Annotated in this window: 15 protein-coding genes; 2 read left to right on the forward strand and 13 right to left on the reverse strand. The window is 66.5% G+C overall.

The features are described 5' to 3' along the window. Positions 1-44 precede the first annotated feature (44 nt). Together JN302_RS09610 and htpX are read right to left on the reverse strand one after the other, a co-directional pair. Positions 45-1,475, reverse strand: coding sequence for an RsmB/NOP family class I SAM-dependent RNA methyltransferase (locus JN302_RS09610; RefSeq protein ID WP_202332717.1), 1,431 nt, complete (start codon positions 1,473-1,475; stop codon positions 45-47). Then, positions 1,421-2,476, reverse strand: coding sequence for a zinc metalloprotease HtpX (gene htpX, locus JN302_RS09615; RefSeq protein ID WP_202311712.1), 1,056 nt, complete (start codon positions 2,474-2,476; stop codon positions 1,421-1,423). The genes JN302_RS09610 and htpX overlap by 55 nt, the downstream gene beginning before the upstream one ends. A 110-nt stretch (positions 2,477-2,586) precedes the next feature. On the opposite strand from htpX, the gene JN302_RS09620 reads away from it, so the two are divergent. Further along, positions 2,587-2,802 carry a DUF1674 domain-containing protein gene (locus JN302_RS09620; protein ID WP_202332718.1) on the forward strand — a complete coding sequence of 72 codons (216 nt, stop codon included), beginning with the start codon at positions 2,587-2,589 and terminating at the stop codon, positions 2,800-2,802. A gap of 43 nt (positions 2,803-2,845) precedes the next feature. On the opposite strand, the gene JN302_RS09625 is transcribed toward JN302_RS09620, so the two are convergent. The 11 genes from JN302_RS09625 to JN302_RS09675 all read right to left on the reverse strand — a co-directional run bounded on the left by JN302_RS09625 (position 2,846) and on the right by JN302_RS09675 (position 18,526). Then, on the reverse strand, positions 2,846-4,234 hold the full coding sequence (locus tag JN302_RS09625) for an MFS transporter (protein WP_244846269.1): 1,389 nt from the start codon (positions 4,232-4,234) through the stop codon (positions 2,846-2,848). 189 nt (positions 4,235-4,423) lie between these two features. Beyond that, on the reverse strand, positions 4,424-9,205 hold the full coding sequence (locus JN302_RS09630) for an NAD-glutamate dehydrogenase (protein WP_202332720.1): 4,782 nt from the start codon (positions 9,203-9,205) through the stop codon (positions 4,424-4,426). A 181-nt stretch (positions 9,206-9,386) separates the two neighbouring features. Beyond that, the gene (locus JN302_RS09635; RefSeq protein ID WP_202311718.1) at positions 9,387-10,163 is read right to left on the reverse strand and encodes a Bax inhibitor-1/YccA family protein; all 777 of its coding nucleotides are present in this window, start codon (positions 10,161-10,163) and stop codon (positions 9,387-9,389) included. A gap of 313 nt (positions 10,164-10,476) precedes the next feature. Further along, on the reverse strand, positions 10,477-11,496 hold the full coding sequence (locus tag JN302_RS09640; protein ID WP_202332721.1) for a histone deacetylase family protein: 1,020 nt from the start codon (positions 11,494-11,496) through the stop codon (positions 10,477-10,479). Between the two features lie 39 nt (positions 11,497-11,535). Further along, positions 11,536-12,483, reverse strand: a complete 948-nt coding sequence (locus JN302_RS09645; protein ID WP_202332722.1) for a 3-keto-5-aminohexanoate cleavage protein — start codon at positions 12,481-12,483, stop codon at positions 11,536-11,538. Positions 12,484-12,492: 9 nt separating this feature from the next. Then, on the reverse strand, positions 12,493-13,884 hold the full coding sequence (locus JN302_RS09650; RefSeq protein WP_202332723.1) for an aminotransferase family protein: 1,392 nt from the start codon (positions 13,882-13,884) through the stop codon (positions 12,493-12,495). Between the two features lie 10 nt (positions 13,885-13,894). Continuing rightward, positions 13,895-15,529, reverse strand: coding sequence for a N,N-dimethylformamidase beta subunit family domain-containing protein (locus JN302_RS09655; RefSeq protein ID WP_202332724.1), 1,635 nt, complete (start codon positions 15,527-15,529; stop codon positions 13,895-13,897). 14 nt (positions 15,530-15,543) lie between these two features. Further along, positions 15,544-16,290, reverse strand: coding sequence for an amino acid ABC transporter ATP-binding protein (locus tag JN302_RS09660; protein WP_202314662.1), 747 nt, complete (start codon positions 16,288-16,290; stop codon positions 15,544-15,546). A gap of 11 nt (positions 16,291-16,301) precedes the next feature. Next, on the reverse strand, positions 16,302-16,961 hold the full coding sequence (locus JN302_RS09665; RefSeq protein ID WP_202311725.1) for an amino acid ABC transporter permease: 660 nt from the start codon (positions 16,959-16,961) through the stop codon (positions 16,302-16,304). Between the two features lie 13 nt (positions 16,962-16,974). Next, a complete protein-coding gene (locus JN302_RS09670) occupies positions 16,975-17,622 on the reverse strand; it encodes an amino acid ABC transporter permease (protein ID WP_202311726.1) in 648 nt (215 codons plus the stop codon). A 121-nt stretch (positions 17,623-17,743) separates the two neighbouring features. Further along, a complete protein-coding gene (locus JN302_RS09675; protein ID WP_202332725.1) occupies positions 17,744-18,526 on the reverse strand; it encodes an ABC transporter substrate-binding protein in 783 nt (260 codons plus the stop codon). Positions 18,527-18,663: 137 nt separating this feature from the next. On the opposite strand from JN302_RS09675, the gene JN302_RS09680 reads away from it, so the two are divergent. Continuing rightward, entirely contained in the window at positions 18,664-19,623 is a 960-nt protein-coding gene (locus JN302_RS09680) for a LysR family transcriptional regulator (protein ID WP_202332726.1), read from the forward strand. Positions 19,624-19,673 lie beyond the last annotated feature (50 nt).

The raw sequence follows: 19,673 nt of genomic DNA on the forward strand, positions 1-19,673 counted from the left end.
TCAATTGTTTACCACGACGGTGAATATTTGGTTAGCGCCGCGGCTCAGCCCGTACGGCGCATGCGCGCGGCGAAGAAACCGTCCATGCCGGAAAGCGCCGATGTGCCGAGATTCATGTCGGCCGGCGTCGTCCGCAGAGCGCCCGCCGGCGTCACGAAGCCCTCGGCGCCGGCGATCTCGCCTGGCCGGATCGGGTCGTCCGAGATGCCGTGGCTTTCGGCCAGGAAGGCCGCATGCAGCTCTTCGCCTTCCGCCGGGTCGAGCGAGCAGTTCGAGAAGACGATGCGCCCGCCGGGCTTCACGAATTGCACGGCCCGGGCGAGCAACCGGCGCTGGACGCCGGCGAGCTTCCCGATGTCCTGCAGCGACTTCGTCCAGGGGACGTCGGGATGCCGTCGTACCGTTCCGGTCGAGGAGCAGGGTGCGTCGAGCAGGACCGCGTCGAACAGCCTCGGCGGGGTGAATGTCGCCAGATCGGCTTCGACGATGTCGGCCGAAAGGCGCAGTCTTTCGAGATTGGCGGCGAGGCGTCGCAGCCGGCTTTTCGATATGTCGACCGCCGTGACGCGCGCGCCGGCGAGGACGAGCTGCGCGGTCTTGCCGCCCGGTGCGGCGCAGAGGTCGGCGACCTCGAGGCCGGCAATGTCGCCCAGCAGCCTGGCGGGCAAGGCTGCTGCGGCGTCCTGGATCCACCATTCGCCCTCGGCGAAGCCGGGCAACTCGGTGACCGGCGCGGTCAGGCGCTCCACCCGCACCGAGCCTGTCCGCAGGACGATGCCGCCGAGGCGCTCCGCCCATTCGTCCGGATCCGACTTGACGGTGAAATCGATCGGCGCCTCGAGGCGATGGGCGGCGAGGATGGCGCGCGCCTTGTCCTCGCCATAGGCGTCGGCAAGCCGCCGGGAGAACCAGTCCGGCGCGTCGTCGTTCTTTGCGAGCTCGGCCGGCAGCGCCCGCTCCTTTACGCGCACCAGAGCGCGCAGCACTCCGTTGACCAGGCCGGAGAAACGTGTGGTCCGCGGGTCGGACTTGGCGTGGGTCACCGCAAGGTCGACCGCGGCGCTGTCGGGGACATCGAGGAACAGGACCTGGGCAGCGGCGACATGCAATATGTGCCCGAGCGCATGGGCATTGGCCGGCAATGGGCGCTCCAGGCGTCGTTCGATCAGTCGGCCGATGGTGACGCGGTGGCGCAGCGCCGTCACCAATATGGCGCGCACGAGCGACCGGTCACGCGGATCAAGCGCGCGATACTGCGGGTGGCCGTGCTCATGATCCGTGAGCCCGTCGAGCGGTGTTCCGGCGTCGACGACGGCCGCGAGCAGTTTTGCCGCTGCCTTGCGTGCCGGCAGCCCGGGCACGTTCTCGTCGGGTCTGTCGGTCTTTCCCCTTGGACGGCTGGGCTTGTCTGTCGCGAAACTCACGACCACGGGCCCTTCGGCCCGGATTTCGGTCCACTCGGGTTGCGGCCCCATGGCCCGGACGAACGTGGCTCAGCCGGCTTGGAAGCCCCCTCGCTCCAGGGTCCGGAACCGGGCTGAGGGCCCGGCTGGGCGCGTGGCGCTTCGGCCGGCCTCTCCCGGGCGCGGGGTGCCGCGTGTGGCTCCGACTGCGCGGGCGCATTGCTCGACCATGTGCGCTCCATCTCCTCCAGCGCGGCGATGCGGTTCTCCGTCGCGGGATGGGTGGAGAAGAGATTGTCCATGCGCTCACCCGAGAGCGGATTGATGATGAAGAGCGGAGCGGTTGCGGGGTTGCGCTCGGCATCGGGATTGTGGATCCGCTGGACATTGCGGGCGATCTTGTCGAGGGCCGAGGCCAGCCACAGCGGATGGTCGCAGATCTCCGCGCCGCGCCGGTCGGCCGAATATTCGCGCGTCCGGCTGATCGCCATCTGGACCACGGCGGCGGCCATCGGCGCCACGATCATGGCCACGAGCACGCCGACGAAGCCCAGGGGATTGTTGTTGTTCTCGCGATTGCCTCCGAAGAAGAGGGCGAAATTGCCGAGCATGGAGATCGCCCCGGCCAGTGTCGCGGTGATGGTCATGGTCAGCGTGTCGCGGTTCTGGATATGGGCGAGTTCATGCGCCATGACGCCCGCCACCTCCTCATAGGAGAGGCGCTGCAGAAGCCCTGTCGTGGCCGCGACGGCCGCATTCTGCGGATTGCGGCCCGTGGCGAAGGCGTTGGGCTGCGGGCTTTCGATGATATAGACCTTCGGCATCGGCAGGCCCGCGCGCTGGGCGAGCTCGCGCACGATGCCGTAATATTCTGGTGCGCTGCGCTCGTCGACCTCGGCGGCATGGTGCATGCGCAGCACCATCTTGTCGGCGTTCCAGTAGCTGAACAGGTTCATCGCCGCAGCTATGAAGAAGGCGATGGTCATGCCGCCCGATCCGCCGATCAGGTAGCCGACGCCCATGAAGAGCGCGGTCATCAGGGCCAGCAGCATGGCCGTGCGCATGATGTTCATATTCGTTCCTCGAAAGGGGGTCGATCCGTCCTGCCGGGCTGTCTATATGATGGGACGGGAAAAGACACGTTTCAATGCTTTGCATAGCAAAGCCTGCGAGGGAAGCCAGCATGGGCGACGGTTCCAACAAGGCCGATGAAGAGGCGGAGCCCGTCCGCCGGAAGCTGTCTCCCACGGCGCTCAGGGCTCTCGCCGAAGCCGAGGCGCGGCGCGACGAATACTATGAGCGCGAGGCCGCCATGCCCAAGGAGATCGGCGGCCGCGGCGGCCATGAGCCCGGCCGCTACGGCGACTGGGAAATCAAGGGCCTCACCAGCGACTTCTGAGACCCGGGCCCGGGCCGAAGGGGATGCTCCGCAGCCGCCGGCATCATTCTTCCGGCTTTGCAGCCGGGTAGGGTGTTCCAAGGAGCACGGCGAGACCGCCGGCCAGGAACAGGATGATCACCGCCATGCCGAGCCGCGGCGAGCCACTGGCCGCCGTGACTGTGGCGACCAGGAACGGCGCCAGGAAACTCGTCGCGCGGCCCGCCAGGGCATAGAGGCCGAAATAGCGGCCGGCCTCGTCGGCGGACACGCTGCGCGCCAGGTAGGAGCGCGACGACGCCTGGACCGGGCCGAAAGCCACCCCGATCAGCAGGCCGAAGGCGATATAGGCCTTCTCAGCAGGGGTGCCGAACAGACCGCCGGTGTCGGCGCCGGGCAGCGGCAGGAAGCCGAAGAGTGTGTAGCCCGGGCCGGTCGACACGATTCCCAGGGTGGCGAGCGACAGCAGGACCAGCGAGATCAGCACGACGGATTTGGAGCCGAGCCGGGTATCGAACCGGCTCGCCGCGAGGCATCCGGCGATCGCGACAATATTGAGGATGATGCCGTAGAGGCCGATCTCGGTTATCGACCAGCCGAACATCGCAGCCGCAAAAGCGCCGCCCAGCGCAAGCAGGGCATTGACGCCGTCCTGGTAGATCATGCGGGCGATCAGGAAGCGGAAGATGCCGGCGCGCCGCCGAGCTTCCAGAATGGTCTCCTTGAGCTCGGCGAGGCCGGCGCTCACGGCCTTGCCGATCGGCAGGCCCTTGCCGCTGTCGGGCGTGAAGAGGAACATCGGCAGGATGAAGATCAGATACCAGACCGCGGCCAATGGCCCGGTCGCGCGTGCATCCTCGCCTTTCAGCGGGTCGAGCCCGAAGAGCGGATCGACGCCGACGAGCGTCTTTCCTGTTTCGGGTGAGGCGGCGAGGAAGGCGATGACGAAGATCAGCGTGATCATGCCGCCGACATAACCCAGCCCCCAGGCGATGTTGGAAACCCGGCCGATCTCCTCCTTCGAGACCAGCCGCGGCATCATCGAATCGTTGAAGACGATCGAGAACTCCGCCGCGACGGAGGCGAGCGAGAAAAGCAACACGATCGGCACAAGCGGCGAGCCGGGTGCCGCCGTCCAAAGAAGCGACAGCGAGACGATCTTGATGACCGCGAAGAAGGCGATCCATGGCTTTCTCGGCCCGGTCTGGTCCGCGATCGATCCCAGCACAGGCGACAATATGGCGATCACGAAACCGGCCGCGGCGATGCCGTAGCCCCAGGCGGCCTGGCCATCGGCAGGATTGGCCGCCATGCGCGAGACGAAATAGGGGCCGAAGATGAAGGTGGTGACAACCGTGAAGAAGGGTTGCGCAGCCCAGTCGAACAGCATCCATCCCCAGATGCCGCGCCGCGGCGTCGAAATTCGTCGCGCCGAAACTTCCACCGATGCCATGCCCCCTCCTTGCCCCAAGCAGACCTGCATGGCTGAGCCCGGTCGAGTCCGACCGGGCTCAGCGTTGCCGCAGCTTACCGGAAAACCGTTCTTCTGAAACCCGCCCTGCAGGGAAGAGCGCCAGTGGAACAGGCGTACCCTCTTTCACCCTCTTCCATTGCGGGCGCGACAGTCGCCGGCCTCACGAGCTCAAAGTCCGGTGAGATCGCTCATCAGCCCGGCGGCGACGGAGAGCCGCGACACGGTCAGCTCGCCGCCCTCGGTCAGCGCCTGCAGCCGTTCGCGCGTGCGCGCCACCCGTTCGCCGCCGGCTTCCAGCCAGGCCGCGACGGAATCGGCCGCCTGCCCGAAGGACGATAGCGCCGAAACGGCAATGCCGCGCCGCGCCGCGCCGATCATGTCATTGGCGCGGGAGAGCGCGAGGCCGTCATAATAGTCGGATGGCTGCAGCCCCCGGGCGGCATCCTCGATGCGGGCGATACGGAATGCGTCGCTCGCGGCGAAGAAGGCCTTCGCAGACACGACGAGGTCGGCGCCGCTGTTGCGCGACACCAGCGCGATATCAGGGAGCAGTTCCGCCACGGTCAATGCGGCCAGCTGCGCGGCGAGCGGCTCCGGGGCGCCGGCCTTGAAGAAGCCGTGCCGCCGCTCGTCCAGGCGTTCCCGCATGAAGGCCGGCAGGAGGCTGTCGAGCTTCGGCTCGAGCGCCTTGCGCGCGTCGCGCAGCTCGGCGATACGGGTCTCCATCGGCGTGTCGTCCCGGTCGTTCTTCAGGAGCCACGCCGTCGCCGCCACGATCAGGCGGCCGGCCGTGGCATAGAAGTCGAGCTGTGCCTGGCCGTCGATCTTGTTGTCCAGCGCATCGATGTCGCGGTAGACGCCGGCAAGGCCGAAGCCGTCGCGCACGATGGTGAAAGCGCGCACGACGTCGGCCGCGCTGCGGCCGGTCAGGTCCTGCAGCCGGTTGACGAAGGTCGGGCCACCGCGATTGACGAGGTCGTTGGCGACCACCCGCGCGATGACCTCGCGCCGCAGCCTGTGGCCGCGGATCTCCTCGGCATATTTCTTCGCCATGCGCTCAGGGAAATAGTCGAGCAGGTCTCTGTCGAAATGCGGATCGTCCGGAAGGCCGCTGTCGACGATGTCGGAGAACAGCACGATCTTGGCATAGGCCAGAAGCACCCCGATCTCGGCGCGCGTCAGCGGCTCGCCGCGCGCCTCGCGTTCGGCAAGCGCGGCCGGCGACGGCAGTTGCTCGACGGCCCGGTCGAGCAGCCCGCGCTGCTCAAGCGCCGTCATGAAGCGCGCCTGGTGGGGCAGCTCGGCCAGGCCGCGCCTCGAGACCAGGGAGATGGCGAGCGTCTGCTGGTAGTTGTTGGCCAGCACGAGATCGGCCACTTCGCCGGTCATCTCGGCGAGCAGCTTGTTGCGGGCCGGCCGGGTGAGGGCGCCCTTGCGCATCGCGCCCGCCAGCGCGATCTTGATATTGACCTCCACGTCGGAGGAGTTCACGCCGCCCGAATTGTCGATCGCGTCGGAATTGCACGCGCCGCCCTTCAGCCCGAATTCGATGCGGGCCCGCTGCGTGACGCCGAGATTGGCGCCTTCGCCGATGACCTTGGCCTGCAGCTCGGCCGCCGTGACGCGGATCGCGTCGTTGGCGCGGTCGCCGACATCGGCGTTGGTCTCGGACGTCGCCCTGACATAGGTGCCGATGCCGCCGAACCAGAGCAGGTCCACCGGCGCCTTCAATATGGCGCTCATGATCTCCGCCGGGGTGGCCGTCGTCCTGGCGAGGCCGATCGCGGCGGCCGCGTCGGGCGACAGGGCTATCGATTTCTGGGAGCGCGAGGCAACAAGACCCCCCGGCGACAGCTTGGCCTTGTCATAGTCCTGCCAGCTCGAGCGCGGCAGATCGAACATGCGCTTGCGCTCGGCGAAGGAGGCGGCGGCGTCGGGTGCGGGGTCGATGAAGATGTCGCGGTGGTCGAAGGCGGCGATCAGCTTCGTCTGTTCCGACAAGAGCATGCCGTTGCCGAAGACGTCGCCCGACATGTCGCCGACGCCGACGACCGTAAACGGTGTCGTCTGGATGTCGCGGTCCATCTCGCGGAAATGCCGCTTGACCGCTTCCCAGGCGCCGCGGGCAGTGATGCCCATTTTCTTGTGGTCGTAGCCGGCCGAGCCGCCGCTGGCGAAGGCGTCGTCGAGCCAGAAGCCGTGCCGCTCGCTGATGGCGTTGGCGGTGTCGGAGAAGGTGGCCGTGCCCTTGTCGGCGGCGACCACGAAATAGGGGTCCTCGCCGTCGCGGCGCTCTACCTTGTCCGGCGTCACCACTCGATCGCCCTCGAGATTGTCGGTGACCGACAGGAGGCTCGAGACGAAGTTGACATAGGCCTGCTTGCCGGCCTCGAAGATCGTGTCGCGGCTGCCGCCGGCCGGCAGGCGCTTCGGGAAGAAGCCGCCCTTGGCGCCGACCGGAACGATGACGGCGTTCTTGACCTGCTGCGCCTTCACCAGGCCGAGCACTTCCGTTCGGTAGTCCTGGGCCCTGTCCGACCAACGCAACCCGCCGCGAGCCACCGGGCCGAAGCGCAGATGCACGCCTTCCACCTCGGGCCCGTAGACGAAGATCTCGCGCCACGGGCGCGGCTCCGGCAGGCCGGTGATCGCCTTGGAATCGAGCTTGATCGCCAGGGAGACGCCATCGGACGACATGACCGAAGCAAAGTAGTTGGTCCGCAGGGAGGATTCGATGAGGTTCAGGAAACGGCGGATGATGGTGTCGTCGTCGATACTGGGCACCGCTTCCAGTTCGTCGCGGATCTTGGCCTTGAGATGCCTGGCCGTCACCTCGCCGTCCTCGGCGGCCGGGTCGAAACGGGCGACGAAGAGCTGGTAGAGGCCGCGCGCCAATTCGGGATAGCGGTTGAGCGCCGTAGCGATGAAGTCCTGGCTCTGTGGGATGCCGGCCTGCTGGAGGTAGCGGCCATAGGCGCGCAGGACTGCGATCTCGGCGGCCCTCAGGCCGGCGGTCTGCGCCAGCGCATTGTAGCCGTCATTGTCGTTGAGGCCGCGCCAGACCGACAGGAACACTTCCTCGAACAACGCGCCGCCGTCGGCGAGATCGATGGGGCGGCCGAAGGCGTTCTCCAGTTCCATGTCGTGGACGAAGACGGTGTCGTGATCGGCGTCGCCGACCTCGAAGGTGCGCTCGCTGATCACGCGGAAGCCGATATTCTCCAGGAGCGGAACGCGCCGCGACAGGGCCACCGGCGCGCCGAAATGATAGATCTTCAGCGAGGCCTGTTCCGGCTTCTCCTCGGCATGCCGGTAGTAGTCGATGGCGATCGGGTTGTCCGGCCCGACCTCGGCGATGCAGCCGGCGTCGACCAGTGCCTCGGCAGGGGTGAAGGAGCCGCGATAGCTTTCCGGGAACCGCCTGGCGATCTCGGCGAGCCCGGTACCGGCGCCGGACTCGGCTGCGGCCTCGCGCAGCCCGTCCTCCCAGGTGCGTACGATGTCGCGAATGCCGGCTTCCAGCGTCGTTTGCTCGACTTTCGGTGTCTTGCCGCCGGAGCGGCCGATGATGAAATGGACGCGTGCCAGCCCACCCTCCGGAAAGGCCGGGTAGTAGGCGGAGAGGCGGCCGTCGAACTTGTCCTTCAGGTAGGCGCCGACCCTTTCGCGCACGACCGAATCGTAGCGGTCGCGCGGGACGAAGACGAGCACCGAGACGAAGCGGTCGAACTGGTCGACACGGACGAGCGCGCGCACGCGCGGCCGCTCGCCCAGCGCCAGGATCGCCATGGCATGCTTGCGCAGCTTGGGCACCGCGACCTGGAACAGCTCGTCGCGCGGATAGGATTCCAGCACATTGATGAGGGCCTTGCCGGAATGGTCGTTCGGATCGAAGCCGGAACGGGCGACGACCGCCTGCGCCTTGGAACGCAGATAGGGGATCTTCATCACCGAGCGCGTGTAGGCCGTGGAGGTGAAGAGGCCGACGATGCGCAGTTCACCGGAAAGCTTGCCCTTCTTGTCGTAGGTCTTGACGCCGACATAGTCGAGATAGGCCCGGCGATGGACGACCGACTTGGCGTTGGCCTTGGTGACGATCAGCGGGTCGGGCCCGTGCAGGAACACGCGGATCTCGGGCGTCGTCGTGACCGCCTCGGTTCCGCGTCTCAGCACCAGCACGTCGGGGTCGGCGAGGATGCCGAGGCCGGGTTCGTCGGCGCGCTCCAGGGTTCCGCTCTTCTCGCCGCCCGAATATCTGAACTCGCGCATGCCGAGGAAGGTGAAATTGTCGTCTCGCAACCATTCGAGGAAGGCGATCGCCTCGCCGACATCGTCCTTGTCGAGCGGCACGGGCGCATAGCGGAATTCCGAGATGGCCTGGTCGAGGCGCGCCAGCATCGGCTTCCAGTCGGTGACCGCGGCGCGGACCTGGTCGAGGATCTTATGCAGCCTTTCGCGCAAGCCGGCCGCGTGCTGATCGGAGATCTGCCCGACATGGACATGGATGACGCTGACACGGTCCGGATCGCCCTTGGCATGGGCGGCGTCGCCGAGGATGTCGGTGATCCCGTCGCGGCCGCGCTTCACGGCAAGCACGGGGTGGACGACGAACATGGCCTCGCCGGCGCTGTCCGTCACTTCGCCCAGGATCGAATCGAACAGGAAAGGCATGTTGTCGTTGACGACGGTGATGACCGTCACCGGCCGGTCCTGGCGCTCCACCTCCCGGCCGTTGTCGACGGCGACGACACTGGAGCCCTTGCGATGCCTGGCGACCGCCTGCCAGGCGAGCGCGGCAGCCTTATCGAGGTCGGCCGGCGCATAGGCCGCCACATCCTCGGCCGCTGCGCGGTCGAGCAGATATTCGGCCAGCTTCCCGGCCGCTCCCCCACGCTTGTCGGAGGCGGACGCCCCCTTGACCACAGCCTTGGATTTCTGGCTGGCAACCATGGCGTCTCTGTCCCTCTCGCCGCATGCTTTTGGACTATCGTAGCAGATGATGCCGGTTTTACGACCCATCGCGGTGAAAATGCGGAACCTCGATGAAGTGCAGATGACGGGGCAAGACCCGCGATGCGCAAATAAAAAGGGCGGCACGAGGCCGCCCTTTTTGTTTGCCTGTCTGCCCTGCTTATTCGCGGTTGCCCAGGAATTGCAGCAGGAAGGTGAACAGGTTGATGAAGTCGAGATAGAGCGTCAGCGCGCCCATGATGGCCTTGCGGCCGGCGACCAGAACGTCGTCGCCCTCGAAGTACATCTCCTTGATCTTCTGCGTGTCGTAGGCGGTGAGGCCGGCGAAGACCAGCACGCCGATCGCCGAGATGGCGAACTGCAGGGCCGACGACTGCAGGAAGATGTTGACCAGCATCGCTATGATCAGGCCGAACACGCCCATGATCAGGAACGAGCCCATCGCGGTGAGGTCACGACGCGTCGTGTAGCCGTAGAGCGAGAGCGCGCCGAAGGCGGCGGCGGTCACGAAGAAGGTCTGAGTGATGCTCTGCGCCGTGAAGACCAGGAAAATGGACGACAGCGAGAGGCCCACGAGCGCGGCGTAGACCCAGAACGCCGTCTGCGCGGCCGCTACGCTCATCGTCTGGACCCTGAAGGCCAGGAAGAAGACGGCGGCGAGCGGGGCCAGCATGACGACCCAACGCAGCGGCGAACCGTAGATGGCGGCGCCGAAGGCAGTCAGCATCTTGCCGTTGCCGAGCGTGGCGACAGCCGAAGCCGGATCATTGGTCGTGGCCAGCATGATCGTGCCGAGGGCGGCGACGCCGGTGATGACAAGGCCAAGCGCCATAAGGTTGTAGACCTTGAGCATATAGGCGCGCAGGCCTTCGTCGATGGCAGCGTCGGCGCGGCTGCCGGCCGCGACGCGTGCCTGATAGTTACGAAGGTCAGCCATGGATTTCCTCTGTTGCTACTGTCCCGTCGGGTGTCGGGCCTACGATCGCCCAGGCGCCGCTGGCGGGACTCCAGCATGCCTCAGCGAAATATGATGCGTCTTCCGGGCAAGGACAAGACCCGTTACGGCCCGCAAACGTCCGTTACCCGACAATAGCCTAACTTTTTCATACGTCCAGACGGGTGTGCGCTCGCGAGTCTATCTGTTGCGCCCCGGGGGGTGATACCTCCGGGCAGACATGGGCCACGCAGCCGCGTGCTCCACCGGTCGAACCTGTCACCTGTGGTACAAGGCCTCGGCGGCCGATGCGGGCCTATCGTCCGAGACCCGTCAGGAAGGCCGTCAGATTGTCCGAGAGCGCGTCGCAGAGGTAACCGCCCTCCTGGACGACGACCGTCGGCAGCCCGAGGCCACCGATCGCCTCGGCGATACGGCCGAAGCCCGGCGTCGTCACCGAAAGGCCGCCGAAAGGATCGCCTTCGAAGGCGTCGAGGCCGAGCGCCACGACCAGCGCCTCCGGGGCGAAAGCGCGGATGCGGCGGAGGGCCGTGTTGAGTGCGGCCAGGAAGTCCTCATCGCCCGATTTGCGCGGCAGCGGAAGATTGAGATTGTAGCCGAGCCCCGGCCCCTCGCCGCGCTCGTCCGCATGACCCCAGAAGAAAGGGTAGAAACGTATGGGGTCGGCATGGATGGAGACGGTCAGCACATCGGGCCGGGCATAGAAGATGCCCTGCGTCCCGTTGCCGTGATGCAGGTCGACATCGAGGATGGCCACGCGCGCGGCCTCGCCGCGCAGCCGCTGTGCGGCCACCGCGGAATTGTTGACGAAGCAGAAGCCGCCGGCGACGTCGGCGAAGGCGTGATGGCCGGGCGGGCGGCTGAGCGCATAGGCGGCCGCTTCGCCGGCCAGCACGGCGTCGGCCGCGTCGACCGCGCTCCAGGCGCTCCAGCAGACGCTTTCCCAGGTCTCGACCGAGATCGGGCAGGCCGTGTCCGCCATGTGGTAGCCTGCCTGGCCGACAGCCGAAGCCGGATAGCTGCCGCCGCGCGCGATCGGATGGATGTTTGGGATGACTTCGTCCGAGGCCCCCGGAATGCGCTGCCAGCGCTGATAGATGTGCTGGAGGAAGTCGAGATATTCCGGCGTATGGACGGCCGCGATCGGCCCAAGCCCGTGGTCGCGCGGTCGCACTATCCGGCAACCGGCCGCGCGCGCGCCGGCAAGCAGCCGTTCCACCCGCTCCGGCTGCTCGGGGTTGGGCTGCGGCGCTCCGCTCGACAGGAATGCCTTGGGGTCGTGACGTTTCTGCTCGTCGGCGTAGAAGGCTTTCATCGCGGCTCCTCGATCTCGATCTGGACTCGCAGGTCGTCCTTAAAAGGCCACCCGATCCCCACCCTTCAGCGCCAGCAGGTCGCGCGCTTCCGCCGGTGTGGCGACCTCAAGCGATAACGCCTCGAGCACGGTCCTGATGCGGCGTACCTGATCGGCATTGGATCGCGCAAGCTGGCCGCGTCCGTCGTAGAGGCTGTCCTCGAGTCCGACCCGCACATTGCCGCCCATGGCCGCGGCCATGGTGATCATCGGCATCTGGTGCCGTCCCGCGGCGAGCACGGAGAAGCTGTAGGAATCGCCGAACAGCTTGTCGGCGATGCGCTTCATATGGGTGAGGTTCTCCGGATCGGCGCCGATGCCGCCGAGCACGCCGAAGACGAACTGGATGAAGAGAGGCCCCGACACCAGGCCCCGGTCGCGGAAATGCGCGAGCGAATAGAGATGGCCGACGTCGTAGCATTCGAACTCGAAGCGGGTTCCGCAACCCCGGCCAAGGCGGTCGAGGATGTGCTCCATGTCGGCGAAGGTGTTCCTGAAGATCGAGCTGCGTGTCGCTTCCAGGAGCTTGGGTTCCCAGTCGTGCTGCCAGGCGACCGGCTTGTCGAGCGCCGGAAACAGGGCGAAATTCATCGAGCCCATGTTGAGCGAGCACATTTCCGGCTCGGTCCGGAGCGCGGCGGCGAGCCTGTCGTCGAGCGACATCAGCGAGGAGCCGCCGGTGGAGATGTTGATGACAGCGTCCGTCGCCTGCTTGATGCGCGGCAGGAAGCGCATGAACACGTCAGGATCGGCGGAAGGGCGTCCGTCTTGCGGGTCGCGCGCATGCAGGTGCAGGATGGAGGCGCCGGCCTCCGCCGCGGTGATCGCCTCGGCCGCGATCTGGTCGGGCGTCACGGGCAGATAGGGCGACATGGTCGGCGTATGCACCGAGCCGGTCACGGCGCAGGTGACGATGACCTTGCCGCGGGTGGTTTTCGTGGCTGTCATGTAAATGCCTCAGCGGTTGACGGGAAGGTCGAGTTCGGCCGCCAGCGCCTCGAGCGCATCGCCCAATATGGCCGATATCTCGCCGACCTGCGCCGCGTCGATAATGAGCGGCGGTGCCAGGATGATGTTGTCGAGCTCCGCGCCGCCGCCGCGGATGCGCCGGGAATAGATGATCATGCCGCGCTCATAGGCGAGGTCGAGAAGCCGCTGGTTGGCGTTGAGGGACTTGGGCAGCGGGGCAAAGCTCTCCGGATCGGCGACGAGGTCGGCGCCGATCAGCAGTCCCTTGCCGCGCACGCCGGCCACGAAGGGGAAACGACGGGAGAGCCCGAGCAACTCCTGCCGGAGAAGCTCGCCCATGGCGGCGGCGTTGCCGGCGCAGTCGAGCCGTTCCATCTCGTCGAGCACAGCCAGGCCTGCGGCGCAGGACAACGGGTTGCCCGCATAGGTGTAGCCGTGCTGGAACCCGCCCATGTCAAGCACCGGCTTGACCAGCCTGCGTGACGCCGCCATGGCCCCGAGCGGCGCGTAGCCGGAGCCGATGCCCTTGGACAGGGTGATGATGTCCGGCCGGCAGGACCAATGATCGCCGCCGAGATACCGGCCGGTGCGCGCCGCGCCGGTCATCACCTCGTCATGGATGAGCAGGATGCCGTATTTGTCGCAGATCTCGCGGATGCGCGGGAAATAGCTGTCCGGCGGGACCAGTGCGGCCGTCGCGGCGCCGCCGATCGGCTCCATGATGAAGGCAAGCACGTTTTCGGGCCCCTCGGAAAGGATCTTCTCTTCCAGCATGTCGGCGTAACGCAGGCCGCGCTGCTCCATGCTGAGGTTGTCGCGATCCCGATAGGCCGCCGGCGCAGGTATACTCGGCATGTCGCGGATCTGCGGGGCGAAGCTCTCCGTCAGGGCCAGGTCGCCGGTGACTGCCAGCGCGCCGATGGTGCCGCCGTGATAGGAGGGGAAGCGCGTGATGACCTTCCAGCGCTTCGGCTGGCTGGTGGCGACAGCCCATTGGCGCGCCAGCTTGATCGCCGATTCCACCGCCTCCGAGCCGCCGGACACGAAGAAGATCCGGTCGAGGTCGCCGGGCATTTTTGCGGCCAGGCGCCGCGCCAGCTCCTCGGCGGCCTCGTTTTCGAAATGCAGCCGGTATGCGAAGGTGACGCGGTCCATCTGCCGCTTCATCGCGTCGAGCACGTTCCTGTTGCCGTGGCCGACATTGACGACCATGGCGCCGCTCGAGCCGTCGATCATGCGCCGGCCGCGCTGGTCCCACAGATAGATGCCTTCGGCGCGGTCGACGAGCGGCCGGCGAAGCCGGGTCACGTAGAAGAGATGCGAGGCCGGACGCTCCGGCTCGGCGGCATAGGCAAAGGGTAGGCTGGCGGCCTGGGACATTGGACGGGCCCTAACGGTCGGTTGGCTGGAGGTAGCGGTCGAGGACGTTGGCGGTGACACGCTCGACCATTGCGTCGCCGCGCATGAGAGCGGCCACCCATTCGCAGCTTCCGGCGTGGAACACCTCGCCCTTGCCGCGCGGAAAATTGACGATCATGCCGCAGCCGCGCTTGACCCGGTCGACGGCGTCATCGCCGTCATTGCCGATCAGCGTCCCGGCGACGAATTTGGCGTCCGCATCGGACAGGAACTGGTCGTCGGCGGGAATGTCGGCGCTCTCCTCCTTCAGCGACGACATGCCGAGCGCAAGCACTTCTAGACCTTCCGGCGCGCCCGCGTTCTCCGCAGGCTCCGGCAGGCCGCCGCGGATCACGTAGTCGAGCCCGTCGACCTCATAGCCGAAGGCATGGCCTTCGGCACCGAGCAGGTCGCCGTAGTAGATCCCGGTGCCTACGAAAGCCCAATGCTCGGGCCGGTAGACCGGGAAGCCGCGGACGCCGCGCGGCGCGCAGCCGCCCCATCCGACATAGAGACCGCGGAGCGCGTTCAGGCCGAAGGTCTGCGCGGCGGGCCTGCCGGTCTCGGCCGCTTCCCAGCAACCCGATGTGCGGCTGGGGTCGGCCGAGCGATAGACGGGGTCTTCGGCGCGGGCCCGATATTTGTAGCAGACCTGCCTCCTGCCGCCGTCCTCGAGCCGCGTCTGCCACATGAAGTTGCCGGCGAAACGCGCGGCGCGACCGCCGCGCTCGACATAGTCGTCGACGGCGTCACGCATCTCCCAGCTCCAGTATTCGTCGTGGCCGACCAAGACGACGCAGTCGTAGCCGTCGAGTATCTCGGGCTCGAAATGCAGCTCGTGCTGGCTGGCGAGATCGACCTGGTATCCCGCGCGCTCGGCCCAGCGGAAGAAATGGCTGTCGTAGCTGGCCCAGCCGGACGATGCGTATTTCTTCGAATAGCCGTTGGCATAGGCCCACTCCATATGCGGATAGCGCGGCGCAGCAGAGGGCGGGGTATGGATTTCCAGCGGCACGCGCGGCGCGTCTTTCGGCAGGGTCACGAAACCCCGGCAGAACGGACGCTCGATGCTGACCGTGGTGGCGTACTGGTCCCGCCCCGGGCCGGTTATGCCCTGGTAGTGGTTCGAGCCGCCCCAGGTGTTGTAGGCGGTCCAGGTGCCGGTCGCCGCGACCTGCAGAAGCCGTCCCGGCTTGCGGCCGAGGGCGGGGCGCATGATGAAAAGATGATGGCAGCGGATCGGCGTGCCGTCCCGCCCTTCCGCCGTCAGCGTGATGCGATAGGCGCCGGACGGCCACGCCTCGTCGACCTTGAACTCGAAGGAAGTGTCCCAGCCGCAGCCGACGACGGAACACTGGTCCGGCGTTTCCTGCCAGCGCGCAATCAGGCCCTCGCGACGAAACACGGGTGTTTCGGTTGCGCCGTCGCGGACGATCTCGATCGTGAAACGAGGTGCGGTGGAGCTGACCTGCAGCCTTGCGGTCGCACCCGGGCGGTAGGCGTAGGCGTCGGTGTAGCACCAGATCTCGCCCCGTTCGCCATCCATCCCGGGATATTCGTAATAATGGCCGAGCACGGCCTCGCGGCGCTGTTCCGGCGTCAGCCCGAAATCGGGAAAACCATCCATGGTCACGGCATCCTTCAGGCGGCGAGATATTTCTTGAGGAACGAACGCGTGCGCTCCTGTCGCGGCGCGCGGAAAATCTCGCCAGGTGGTCCTTCCTCGACCGCCACGCCGCCATCCATGAACAGCACGTGATCGGCGACATCGGCGGCGAAACGCATCTCGTGGGTGACGATCAGCATGGTCATGTGCTCGGCGGCGAGCTGGCGCATCACCGCGTTGACCTCGTCGACCAGCTCGGGATCGAGCGCCGACGTCGCCTCGTCGAACAACATGACCTTGGGCTGCATGGCGAGCGCGCGGGCAATGGCGACGCGCTGCTTCTGCCCACCCGAGAGGCGCGACGGATAGGCGTCGATCTTGTCCGCAAGGCCCACCTTGGACAGCAGGCCATGGGCCAGGTCGCGCGCTTCCTTCCTGCCCATTCCCTTGAGGATCATCGGTCCCATGGTGATGTTGTCGAGCACGGTCAGATGCGGGAACAGATTGAAGTGCTGGAACACCATGCCCATCTGCTGGCGCACCGCATTGATGTGGCGCTCGAAGGCGCGGCCGTGCAGATCCTGGTTGACCTGCACGCCGTCGAGCCAGACCTCGCCGCCGTTCAACGGTTCAAGATGGTTGATCGAGCGCAGCAGCGTGCTCTTGCCCGAACCGCTCGGGCCGATGATGGCGACGATCTGGCCCCGGCGGACCGACAGGTCGATGCCCTTCAGCACTTCCAGGGCGCCGAAAGCCTTGCGGGCGCCACGCACCTCGACCATTGGCCGCGCGGTCATCGCGATACCTCCGTCTTCTTCTCGACCCGGCGCAGCAGCGCCTCGAGGACGAGGTTGAGAATGTAATAGAGCGCCGCCGCGGTGATATAGAATTCGAACGGGCGGAACGTCTCGCTGATGCCGAGTTGGGCGGCATGGACCAGTTCGGCGATGCCGATCACGGACACGACCGAGGATTCCTTGAGAAGCGCGATCATGTTGCCGCCGATGGGCGGGGCGGTGTTGCGCACCGCCTGCGGGATCACGACGTAACGCAGCGTCTGCCACTTGCCGAAGCCGATGCTGCGCGCGCCTTCGGTCTGGCCGGGATCGACGGTGACGATGCCGGCTCTCAGCACATCCGCATTGTAGACGGCGAAATGCAGGCCGAGCCCGATGATGCCGGCGGCGAGCGCGGGGATGTCGATGCCGATCTGCACCAGGCCGAAATAGATGAGGAAGAGCTGCAGCAAGAGCGGTGTGCCCATGAACAGCCAGATCAGGAAGCGCACGGGGTAGGCGATCGCTCGCGGCGCGTATAGCACCGCGACCGCGAACAGGATGCCGCAGAAGAAGCTGAGCGCGGCTGCCGACACCGTGAGCACCACGGTCCACCACAGACCGGTCCACAATATGCCCGCATAGGGCAGGACGACGCTGAAATCGAGGCCTTGCATCGCGGCGCTCCCGTCAGGCGATCGCGAAACGCCGATCGAGCAGGTCGACGACGCGGGCGATGACGTAGACGATGATCATGTAGAGCAGGGCGGCGATCCCGAATATCTCGAAGGGCTTGTAGGTCGAGCCGATGAAACGCTGCGCCGTATAGGTGAGTTCGACCACGGATATGGTGGAGACAAGGGCTGATCCCTTGACCAGGGCGACGGTGTTCACGCCGAGCGGCCGGATCATCAGGCGAGCCGCCTGCGGCAGCACGACCTTGCGCAGCGTCTGGCCACGGCTGAAGCCGATCGTGCGGGCGGCTTCGGTCTGCCCGCGGTCGACGGCCAGCACGGCCCCCCTGATCGACTCGGCCATATAGGCGCCGATGTTGAGGCCGAGGCCGATGACGCCGGCGGCGAAGGGCTCGAGATTGATGCCCACCTGCGGCCCGCCGAAATAGAGGATGAAGAGCTGGATCAGGCACGGGGTGCCGCGAAACAGGCTGACATAGGCGGTGCCCAGGGTCCGCAGGATGCGGGACCGCGACAGCTTCGCGGCGGCGGCGAGAGCCGCGACGGCGAGCCCCAGGATCAGGGCAAGCGCCGAGATCTCGATCGTCACCAGGGCGGCTCCCAGGAAGAACGGGAAGACGCGCTCGATCAGCGGGAAATCCATGAGGAGGCTCCGGATGACTGCTTGCGTTCCGGTCCAAGCAGGCTGGCGTGGTTTCGCCCACGCTTCACCTGCCCGACTCTTCTCCTGCCGCAGGCGGCGGCCGGCTGCCTCTATGAAGGCGTCAGCGGATGTCGCTGCCGATCCACTCCATGGAGATCTTCTCATAGGCGCCGTCGGCCATCATCTCGTCCAGCGCCTTCTGCATCGCAGCCTTCAGCTCGGGATTGTCCTTGCGGATGGCGATACCGATGGCGACGCTGCCGCCCTCGATGTCGGGGGTTTCGAGCCTGCGCACCTTCTCGCCGGTCTGCTTGACGGCGACCATGACGGGGATGTTGTCGACGACGATGGCGTCGACGCGCCCCGCCTTGAGCTCGAGCAGCAGTTCGGGCAGGCCCTTGTAGGTGCGGATGTCCCAGCCGCCCTGGGCCCGGGCCCACTTCTCATGGGTCTCGCCCAGCGTCACGCCGATGGTCTTGCCCTTCAGCTCGTCGAGGGTCTTCACCGCCGAATCCTCGGCTACGAAGACGGCGCGCCCGGCATGGTAGTAGGGGCCGACGAAATCGACGACCTTCTCGCGCTCCGGCGTGATCGTCATCGAACCGACAATGGTGTCGTATTTCTTGGCGAGCAGCCCGGCAATGATACCGTCCCAGGCGGTCGTCACGATCGTGCCCTTGACGCCGATCCGCTCGGCGATCGCCTGGCCGACCGATGCGTCGAAGCCGACGACCTCGTTCTTGTCGTTGACGAAGTTGAAGGGCGGGTATTGGCCGCTCATGGCGATCTTCAGTTCACCTGATGCCTTCACCGCCTCCAGGTCGTCGGCCCTGGCGGAAACGGCGGCGAAGACGGAGGCGACAAGCAGGCCCGTGGCCGCGAGGCCGGAAAGCAGTCTTTTCATGGGGTGTCCTCTTCCCTGGATGTGGAGCGCGGCCGCTGTTCTTCAGATGCCGGCAGCGCTTTTTCCTGGCGTCATGATTGCGTTTGGTGAAGCATTGCGCAAATAGATAATGGAAATGGAAGGCATAGATCTCAGGAATGGTCAGCTCACGACTCGAAAGGCTGGTCTGGGACCTCGACTGGAACCTGCTGCGCACCTTCGTCGTCATCGCCGAAGTGAAGGGCATCACGCGCGCGGCCGAACGGCTGAACCTGAAGCAGCCGAGCGTCAGCAACGCCTTGCGGCGGCTGGAGGAGCGGGTCGGCCGCAGGCTGGTGGAGCGGGACGCCACGCGCTTCGAGCTGACGGAGGTCGGTCGTCTCCTCTACGAGCAGGGCATAGAGGTGTTCGGCACGATCTCCCAGCTTCCGATGCTCGTGCGCGGCGTCAGCGACGACGTCACCGGCCATGTCAACATCGCGGTGGCGAGCCATGTCGTGTCGCCGCTATTCGACAAGGCGCTCGCCGCCTTCCACAGGAACCACCCCCGGGCCAGCCTGACCATATCGGTTGCGCCCAGTACCGAGGTGACCAAGCAGGTCCGCGAGCGGCGCGCTTCCTTCGGTATCTGCCTCGTCAGCCAGCGCGACCCCATGCTCGACTACATCATGGTCTATCGCGAATTCTTCGGTTTCTTCTGCGGTCCGGACCACCGGCTGTTCGGGCGCGAGGGGCTCACACTGGCCGATCTGGAAGGGGAAAGCTCGGTCTCGTTCCAGACCGACCACATCTCCGACGCGCTGCGGCCGGTGGCGTTGCTGCGCAGCGAGGCGAAACTCGATGCCGACGTCGTCGGCGTGTCCTCCAGCCTGGAGGAAGTCCGCCGCATGATCGTCGCGGGGCTCGGCATCGGACCGCTGCCTCTGCATGTGGCGCGCCGGGACGTGACCGACGGTCTTCTTTGGCGCCTGCCGCCCTACGACGCGCCGCCCGAGATCGACATCTTCCTGCTGGTCAATCCGGAGAAGACGCTGAACCGGGCGGAAGCCGCGCTGATCTCCGGCGTGCAGGCGCAGATTGCCGAGACGCCGCTGGCCGAGCGCATCTATGACGGCTGAGGAAGGATGACATCGACCGCTGGATCGCGCGACCGGATGTATCGACATCC

The organism is Mesorhizobium sp. L-8-3, from assembly GCF_016756615.1.
Lineage (GTDB): Bacteria > Pseudomonadota > Alphaproteobacteria > Rhizobiales > Rhizobiaceae.

What these genes read in the sequence shown, in the direction of transcription:
- JN302_RS09610 (WP_202332717.1), bottom strand. Translation starts at nt 1,475, where the DNA reads ATGGGGCCGCAACCCGAGTGGACCGAAATCCGGGCCGAAGGGCCCGTG.
- htpX (WP_202311712.1), bottom strand. Translation starts at nt 2,476, where the DNA reads ATGAACATCATGCGCACGGCCATGCTGCTGGCCCTGATGACCGCGCTC.
- JN302_RS09620 (WP_202332718.1), top strand. Translation starts at nt 2,587, where the DNA reads ATGGGCGACGGTTCCAACAAGGCCGATGAAGAGGCGGAGCCCGTCCGC.
- JN302_RS09625 (WP_244846269.1), bottom strand. Translation starts at nt 4,234, where the DNA reads ATGGCATCGGTGGAAGTTTCGGCGCGACGAATTTCGACGCCGCGGCGC.
- JN302_RS09630 (WP_202332720.1), bottom strand. Translation starts at nt 9,205, where the DNA reads ATGGTTGCCAGCCAGAAATCCAAGGCTGTGGTCAAGGGGGCGTCCGCC.
- JN302_RS09635 (WP_202311718.1), bottom strand. Translation starts at nt 10,163, where the DNA reads ATGGCTGACCTTCGTAACTATCAGGCACGCGTCGCGGCCGGCAGCCGC.
- JN302_RS09640 (WP_202332721.1), bottom strand. Translation starts at nt 11,496, where the DNA reads ATGAAAGCCTTCTACGCCGACGAGCAGAAACGTCACGACCCCAAGGCA.
- JN302_RS09645 (WP_202332722.1), bottom strand. Translation starts at nt 12,483, where the DNA reads ATGACAGCCACGAAAACCACCCGCGGCAAGGTCATCGTCACCTGCGCC.
- JN302_RS09650 (WP_202332723.1), bottom strand. Translation starts at nt 13,884, where the DNA reads ATGTCCCAGGCCGCCAGCCTACCCTTTGCCTATGCCGCCGAGCCGGAG.
- JN302_RS09655 (WP_202332724.1), bottom strand. Translation starts at nt 15,529, where the DNA reads ATGGATGGTTTTCCCGATTTCGGGCTGACGCCGGAACAGCGCCGCGAG.
- JN302_RS09660 (WP_202314662.1), bottom strand. Translation starts at nt 16,290, where the DNA reads ATGGTCGAGGTGCGTGGCGCCCGCAAGGCTTTCGGCGCCCTGGAAGTG.
- JN302_RS09665 (WP_202311725.1), bottom strand. Translation starts at nt 16,961, where the DNA reads ATGCAAGGCCTCGATTTCAGCGTCGTCCTGCCCTATGCGGGCATATTG.
- JN302_RS09670 (WP_202311726.1), bottom strand. Translation starts at nt 17,622, where the DNA reads ATGGATTTCCCGCTGATCGAGCGCGTCTTCCCGTTCTTCCTGGGAGCC.
- JN302_RS09675 (WP_202332725.1), bottom strand. Translation starts at nt 18,526, where the DNA reads ATGAAAAGACTGCTTTCCGGCCTCGCGGCCACGGGCCTGCTTGTCGCC.
- JN302_RS09680 (WP_202332726.1), top strand. Translation starts at nt 18,664, where the DNA reads ATGGTCAGCTCACGACTCGAAAGGCTGGTCTGGGACCTCGACTGGAAC.